Origin of the sequence: Saccharomonospora saliphila YIM 90502 (genome assembly GCF_000383795.1) — a bacterium.
Lineage (GTDB): Bacteria > Actinomycetota > Actinomycetes > Mycobacteriales > Pseudonocardiaceae > Saccharomonospora > Saccharomonospora saliphila.
In genome coordinates this window covers 81,940-87,629 of record NZ_KB912640.1, presented here as the reverse complement: position 1 = coordinate 87,629, position 5,690 = coordinate 81,940, and the positions used below count along the sequence as shown (strand labels likewise).

General features: G+C 72.5%; 5 protein-coding genes and 1 pseudogene. 5 read left to right on the top strand and 1 reads right to left on the bottom strand.

Annotated elements, in window-relative coordinates:
* Window positions 1–206: pseudogene (locus SACSA_RS21680) on the top strand (hypothetical protein); the annotation flags it as partial.
* Window positions 203–961, top strand: coding sequence for an ESX secretion-associated protein EspG (locus SACSA_RS0105490; RefSeq protein WP_019814169.1), 759 nt, complete (start codon window positions 203–205; stop codon window positions 959–961). The pseudogene SACSA_RS21680 and the gene SACSA_RS0105490, both read left to right, overlap by 4 nt.
* Here SACSA_RS0105490 and SACSA_RS0105485 read toward each other — a convergent pair.
* Window positions 949–1,740 (bottom strand): TrmH family RNA methyltransferase, encoded by a 792-nt coding sequence (locus SACSA_RS0105485; protein WP_028661571.1) that lies wholly within the window; start codon window positions 1,738–1,740, stop codon window positions 949–951. The genes SACSA_RS0105490 and SACSA_RS0105485 overlap by 13 nt on opposite strands.
* A gap of 138 nt (window positions 1,741–1,878) precedes the next feature.
* Between SACSA_RS0105485 and SACSA_RS0105480 the strand changes: the two genes are divergently transcribed.
* The 3 genes from SACSA_RS0105480 (at window position 1,879) to pruA (ending at window position 5,633) form a co-directional block, all read left to right on the top strand.
* Complete coding sequence (locus SACSA_RS0105480; protein WP_019814167.1) at window positions 1,879–3,282, top strand: WS/DGAT/MGAT family O-acyltransferase; 1,404 nt, start codon at window positions 1,879–1,881, stop codon at window positions 3,280–3,282.
* Entirely contained in the window at window positions 3,279–3,845 is a 567-nt protein-coding gene (locus tag SACSA_RS0105475) for a DUF6912 family protein (protein WP_028661570.1), read from the top strand. Before SACSA_RS0105480 ends, SACSA_RS0105475 begins: the two co-directional genes overlap by 4 nt.
* A gap of 159 nt (window positions 3,846–4,004) precedes the next feature.
* Window positions 4,005–5,633, top strand: coding sequence for an L-glutamate gamma-semialdehyde dehydrogenase (pruA, locus tag SACSA_RS0105470; RefSeq protein WP_019814165.1), 1,629 nt, complete (start codon window positions 4,005–4,007; stop codon window positions 5,631–5,633).
* Window positions 5,634–5,690: the final 57 nt, after the last annotated feature.

The window sequence follows — 5,690 nt, the reverse complement described above, 5'->3', positions numbered from 1 at the left end:
CGGCGGGCGAGGCGGCCCGCGGCACCACGTCGGGTACGGGCGGCCGTGGTATGGGCGCGGCCCCGATGGGCGCGGGCGGTGCGGGCAAGGGCCAGGGCGACGACGAGACCGAGCACCAGCGCGCCTCCTACCTGCAGGAGAACGATCCGGACGAGGTCTTCCTCGGTGACCTGGGCAAGACGGCACCGCCGGTGATCGGCGAGTGAGTCCGACGCGGGTCACGCTCCCGCTCGACGTGCTCGCCAGGGCTGTCGAGCGGGAGCAGGTCGGAACGCTGCACCTGACGCTGCGCCCTGAGCCGCTCTGGCTGCCGAGCGACGAGCGGGACGCCGCGCAGGCGGCGTTGGACGAGGCGCTGGCCGAGGCCGGTCTGCTCGACCGCCGCGGGCGCCTGGACCCGGAGTTTCTCGACTGGCTTCCACTGCTCACCAACGCCGCGATCGAGTACTTCGGCTGGGTGTTCGAGGGCGAGACGACGTGGAGCCTGCTCGCCGCGGCGCGCGGACTCCAAGGCGTGCTCGCCGTGTGCGAGGGCGAAACGGTACTCTTGGAGTCCGCAGACCACACCGACCTCGCGCGCACCGTCGTTCACCGGCTCCCTGAAATCGGACCCGGCGGCGGCTCCCACTGGTCGGTGCGCGCCGAGGACTTCGAGGCCGTCGCCCGCGGACACACCCCGGACCGCGCCGCGGCGGCCACCGCGCGGGAGATCCTCAAGGTCACCGAGCGCCCGGTGCTGGGCGGTGGGGAACTCTACGTCGCCGAACGCGACGAGCACGGCCACTACCGACGGCTGGAAAGCCCGCTGCACTACGTCGACACCGACTGGGGCCGCTACCTCAACCACCGCGTCGAAACCGACGACGGGACGGTCCTGCACGTCGCTCCGGCCACTGCCGGCACACTCGCGTCGACGCTGGAATCGCTGCGCGGTAGCGTGGCGCTCGTTCAGCGGGCCTGACCGCGGCGCACCAGCTCGAAGCACAGCACGGCGGCCGCCGCGGAGACGTTGAGCGACTCCACCTCGCCCGGCATGGGAACGGACACCCAGCCCTCGACGAGGCGTGCGACCTCGTCGCTGATGCCCGCGGTCTCACCGCCGAGGACGAACGCCACCCGGGAGGGCGGGTCCATCTCGAACAGCGACTCCGGGGCGCTCGCGCCGTGCGCGGCGCGGGTGCCGAGGGCGTACAGGGCGTAGCCGGAGTCGGTGAGCCGTTCCGCAGCCTCGGCCGCCGTCGCGCAGCGCAGCACCGGGGCGCGGAAGGCCACCCCCGCCGACGCCTTCACCACCAGCGGATCCAGCGCCGCCACCCCACGCCGGGGTACCACGATCCCACCGAGCCCCGCGGCGGTCGCGGTGCGCAGGATCATGCCCACGTTGGCTGAGGTGGTGACGCCGTCGAGGACGACGAGCGGAGCGGGTGGTACGGCGGCGTCGAGCGCCGCGTGCAGCGGCCGCATCCGCGGCGCCACGACGTCGGCCAGCACGCCCTGGTCCTGCTTGCCGTTGCCCGCGAGCACCTTCACGCGGTGGGCGCCGGCCCGCTGGACCGGCACGCCCCGCGCACGGGCGGCGCGCTCGATCTCGGATACGCCGGCACCCCGCGCGGTGTCGGCGAGAATCACCTTGTCGACCTCCAGGGTCGGGTCGCCGAGCGCTTCGAGCACCGGTTTGCGTCCGTAGACGGTCACGAACCGGTCCTTCGGAGAGGTCCCGTCCGGCTCGTCCGCGTGCACGGGGCGGGTGCCGCCCCGCGCGGTGCCGTGCGCCTGTTCACCACCCACACCGCCAGTCTCCCACCCGCCTCTGTCACCCGAGCGGGGTACCGCGCCTCGGCCACGGCGCGGCCAGCCGGATTCTGTCAGGATCACGTCATGGCCGACCGTCTCTCGGCGCTGGACGCCTCGTTCCTGTACGTGGAGCAGCCCACCACACCGCTGCACGTGGGTGGCGTTGCCGTCGTCGAGCGGTCGGGCGGGCCCTTCGACTACTCCCGCCTTCTCGCCCTGGTCGGCAGGCGACTGGCCTACCTTCCGCGCTACCGCCAGCGGGTGCAGTCGGTCCCCGGCCACCTGGCGCGTCCGGTGTGGGTCGACGACGCCGACTTCGACCTCAGCTATCACGTGCGCCGTTCCGCGCTGCCGGAGCCGGGGACCGACCGGCAACTGTTCGAGCTGGTCGCCCGGCTGATGGCCCGGCCGCTCGACCCGGATCGCCCGCTGTGGGAGCTGTACATGGTGGAAGGCCTCGAAGGCGACCGCGTGGCCCTGGTGACCAAGACGCACCAGTCGATGGTCGACGGCATCGGCACGGTTGACCTGGGGCAGCTCATCCTCGACGACGAACCGTCGGTGCGGGAAGCCGCCGAACCGACCTGGAGCGCCCGCCCCCGGCCGAACGGCGCGCGGCTGGTGTTCGACGCCGTGGCCGACGCCGTGCAGCGGCCCGCGGAGGTGGTGGAGAACGTGCGGTCGGTGGCGCGGGACGCGGCGAGCACGGCCGACCGGCTGCTGGGCGCGGTCGAGGAGGTGGCTTCCACGGTGCACTCGGTGGTGCGTCCCGCGCCGCCCGGCCCGCTCAACGCGCGCGTCAGCGGGGGCCGGGTGTTCGCGGGGGTCACCACGGACCTCGACGACTACCGCCGAGTGCGCGAACACTGCGGGGGCACGGTCAACGACGTGGTGTTCGCCGTCGTGACCGGCGCGCTCCGTGAGTGGTTGTTCGCCCGCGGCAGGCTGCTCGCCGAGTCGGCGACGGTGCGGGCGCTGGTGCCGTTGGCCGTCCAGGACGGCCCCGTCGCGCTGTCACCGGCAGGCCTGGTGAACAACCGGATCAAGCCGTGCCTGGTCGACCTCCCGGTGGGTGAGCCCAGCCCGGTGCTGCGGTTGCGGCACATCAGCCACGCGATCGCCGACCAGCTCGCGTCGGAACGGTCGGTGGCGGCCCGCGCGATGCTGAGGCTGGGCGGGTTCGCGCCCGCGACCATGCACTCGCTCGCCGCGCGCGCCGCGGGCTCGTTGTCGGGGCGCATCGTCAACCTGCTCGTCGCCAACTCGCCCGGTCCGCAACAGCCCCTCTACGCCGGGCCTGCGAGGATGACCGAGATCTACCCGGTGATGCCGCTGGCGCGCAACCAGGCGCTGGCCATCGGCGTCACCTCGTACGACGGCAAGGTCTATTTCGGATTGAACGGAGACCGCAAGGCGTTGTCGGACATCGACGTCCTCGCCAGCACGGTCGTGGACGCGCTCCAGGAATTGAAAGGGACGAACCGGTGAGGGTCTACATACCTGCCACGCTCGCCATGCTCCGCGGCCTGGTCGACACCGGTGAGCTCACCGCGGTCAACGGAACCGCGTTCGCGCTCACCCCGGCGCTGCGCGAGTCGTACACCAGCGGGACGACCGAGGAACTGGAGTACGCGGCGCTCACCGAGGCCGCGCGCGGATCGCTGCGCCTGCTCGCGTCGCACACCCCGGGGGCCGTGGGGGAGGAGGCCGGCGTGATGCCCCGGCACCCGGACCCGGCCGAGGGTGCCCCGGCCGGGGAGAAGGACCCGCCGCGGCGCGTGGTGGTCTCGGCCGACCTCGACGAGGTCACCCTGCGGCCCGACCTCGATCACGCGGTCGTGCGCCTCGCCGGGCCGGTCGCGCTGGCGGACGTCGCGGCGGTGCACGTGGACACGCCGGAGGCGGAGAGCGCCGTGCTCGCGGCCGCCCCGGTGATCGACGAGGCCGACCTCGGCGACGAGGAGGCCGAGCTGGCGCTCGGTGACGTCGAGGACCACGAGCTGGCCTGGTACGCCCCGCAGGAGCTGCCGTTCCTGCTCGAACTCATGTGAGCCACGGGCGCCCGCGGTTTCCCCGCCGCGCGCCCGGTGGAGGGCACCGGCGCCCCGGCGTACGGCCTCCGGTCGCGGACACTGACGTTTCCGCTCCGGACGTGCAACGATGTGGTCGCGCATCGCTCACGAGGCGGACGAACCGGAAAGGCGGACACCATGGACGCTGTCACATCCGTTCCGACACCGGCGAACGAGCCGGTGCACACCTACGCTCCGGGCACCCCCGAGCGCGAGTCGTTACAGCGGATGCTGGCCGAGCTTGAGGCCGACAGGCACGAGCTGACGCAGACGATCGGCGGGCGGCGCAGGCTCGCGGGCGGCGAGCGGTTCGACGTCGTGCAGCCGCACGACCACGGACACGTGCTGGGCGTCAGCGCGCAGGCCACCCGCGCCGACGTCAGCGACGCCGTCGGCGCGGCGAAGGCGGCGGCACGCGAGTGGAGCGAGCTGGACTTCGACGAGCGGGCGGCGGTGTTCCTGCGCGCTGCCGATCTGATCGCCGGGCCGTACCGGGACACGCTCAACGCGGCCACCATGCTGGGGCAGTCGAAGTCGGTGCAGCAGGCCGAGATCGACGCCGCCTGTGAGCTGATCGACTTCCTGCGCTTCAACGTCTCCTACGCCCGCCGTATCCTGGCCGAGCAGCCGAACTCGGTGCCCGGCGTGTGGAACCGCATGGAGTACCGGCCCCTCGACGGATTCGTCGTGGCCATCACACCGTTCAACTTCACCGCGATCGCCGGGAACCTGCCGTCGGCGCCCGCGCTGATGGGCAACACCGTGGTGTGGAAGCCGACCCCGTCGCAGCAGTTGGCGGCGCACTACACGATGCGCGCCTTCGAGGAGGCGGGGCTGCCGCCCGGCGTGATCAACATGGTCACCGGCGACGGGCAGGCCGTCAGCGAGGTGGCGCTGCCCGACCCCGGCTTCGCGGGCCTGCACTTCACCGGCTCGACGGCGACGTTCAAACATCTGTGGCGCACCGTGGCCGACAACCTCGACTCCTACGGTTGCTACCCGCGCATCGTGGGCGAGACGGGGGGCAAGGATTTCGTGGTGGCGCACTCGTCGGCCGACCCGGACAAGCTCGTCACGGCGCTGGTGCGTGGCGCGTTCGAGTACCAGGGCCAGAAGTGCTCCGCCGTCTCCCGCGCCTACGTGCCCCGGTCGCTCTGGGACGGTGGCGTTCGCGAGCACCTCGCCGAGAAGACCAAGACGGTCAGCTACGGCGACGTCACCGACTTCTCCCACTTCGGCGGCGCGGTGATCAACGCGAGGGCGTTCGCCAAGCACCGCGACCTGCTCGCCGGCGTCGGCGACGACCCGGCGCTGGAGGTGCTCGCCGGTGGCGGCTGCGACGACCGCGTCGGCTACTTCGTCGAGCCGACGGTGCTGGTGTCGGACGACCCCACCCACGAGGTCTTCTCGACCGAGTACTTCGGGCCGATCATGGCCGTGCACGTCTACCCGGACGCCGAGTACGAGCGCATGCTCGAGCTGGTCGACACCACGGCGCCGTACGCGCTCACCGGTGCGGTGTTCGCCGATGAGCGCGACGCCGTCCGGACCGCGCATCGCACGTTGCGGCACGCCGCGGGCAACTTCTACGTCAACGACAAGCCGACCGGATCGATCGTCGGCCAGCAGCCCTTCGGCGGGTCGCGCGCGTCGGGCACCAACGACAAGGCGGGCTCGGTGTTCAACCTGCTGCGCTGGACCAGCCCCCGCTCCATCAAGGAGACCTTCGTCGCGCCGACCAACATCACCTACCCGCACATGGGCTGACACCGTGTGCGCCCCGGCGCCCCGGGCGAGCCGGGAGCGCCGGGGCGGGCGCCGCTC